The 1,645-nt window shown below is 57.6% G+C and carries 1 protein-coding gene; it reads right to left on the bottom strand.

Annotated features, from left to right (window positions below):
• Window positions 1-1,645: autotransporter family protein (locus AKL28_RS23510; protein ID WP_156226483.1), on the bottom strand; the 1,645-nt coding region annotated here is incomplete at both ends.

The following is a 1,645-nucleotide window of genomic DNA, read 5'->3' on the forward strand; positions in this document are numbered from 1 at the left end:
GCTCAATTGCGCTTGCGGAATGACGGAGAATCCACCGCTAACCGGTAACGCCACGCCGCCTTCGACGCTCATTGCATAGCTGCGGCCGGCCTGGCCACGGACGAGGGTGCCGGCGAGTCTGGAGCTCAGATCGCTGCTGAACCAGGTCGCTTGGGCCTGAGCATCAACATAAGCGCCCTGCTGCCCGTACCACGTCAGGGTTGTTCCCACGCCATAGGCCTTGGTGTCGATGTTGCCGTTGCCATAGATCGACGCTACCTGCGTGTCTGCCGTGCCGTAGCGAGCAGTCAATCCGCCAACCACGCGTGCGCCGTCTTTTTCGCCTGATAAGACGCGATCCACTCCGAACTGAGCCTGCCAGCTATCGATATCCTGACGGATGGCGCTCGTAGACACCAAAGGTTTCAGGTGGCTTGTCTTGCCTTCCACGCGAGCCCATACACCATCATGGGAGCTGTCCGCCGCATCGTAGTGCCGATTGCCAACCCGTTGGCGCAATGTGGGAACGCTGCTCAACGCGAGCAACGTATTGGCGTAAGCCTCATAGACCGGGACACCAGGTTGATAGAGCGGGCTGTCACCTCTGTCAGAAATCCCGGCCGCCAGCAGCGACGAACGCAGATACCAATCACCGTCGGCCTGGTCTTTCTGGAGAACGTAACCATATGCGCCGGCTATCAAGGCAGACTGGCCGCCTATCACGTAGTTTCCATTGGCCAGATTGAATTGACCGTTTGATGCGCCGTTTACCTGCACAACCTGAATCCCTTGTTGCGTTTGTGCTCCGAGGCCTCCGACATTTACTATCGTGACCGGCGTAACACCCGCAGTGGTCCCAGTGACCACAAGACGATCAGTGGGGGAACTGTCGTTCCCCAGTTGGGTTTTAATTTCAAGGCCGCCGCCCAACGGTATGTAGTTTCCGGCGATGGTCAGTGTCCCAAAGCTATCGGCGTGACCAGGAGCGATCATGCCAAGATTGGTCGTTGTCCCGACTTGACCTGTGCCAGTCAGTCGGCCGGCCGATGACACGTTTGCCGTGCCGCCTAGCACCCCATCAACTTGCAATGTCCCTGCCTGAACATCGGTGTTGCCTGTGAAGGTCGCACTGTTTCCTGTCAGTGTCAGCACTCCAAGGCCCAATTTGTTAAAGCTGGAAGTACCGGTGAAGACAGTATCGATATTGATGCTAAATGTGTTGGTATCGAACCAGGCACCTTCTGCTCCCACGGTCAGTGCTCCGAAGCCGTTCAGGAAATTGGCTTCATCTCGGGTTGCACGCAGAATGCCGCCGTTAAGATTGAGAATGGCGACTACGCCACTTCCCTTGATCACCGAACCGGTCTCAAGGACGCCACGCCCACTGGCGTCTCCGAGCAGATTCAGCGTTCCGCTGGACGAGCCCGCCCTAGAGACAAGGACATCGCTGCCGACATGGATCAGCCCGCCCTTGTCGATGTTCACGGTACCCGTGCCGGCATCGCCAATGGAAAGGTAGTCGCGGATCGTCCAAGTCGAGATATCGCCAGTGCTGCTTGAAATATTTACCGTACCCGTACTGCCGCTGAAGTAACCGACGAATCCAGCGGCATTACCACCTCCGGGCAGGCTGGTGGTTACTACGCCGCCATCGAGAATATTCAAC

Origin of the sequence: Herbaspirillum chlorophenolicum (assembly GCF_001189955.1) — a bacterium.
In the GTDB taxonomy this organism is placed as follows: Bacteria; Pseudomonadota; Gammaproteobacteria; order Burkholderiales; family Burkholderiaceae_D; genus Herbaspirillum; species Herbaspirillum chlorophenolicum.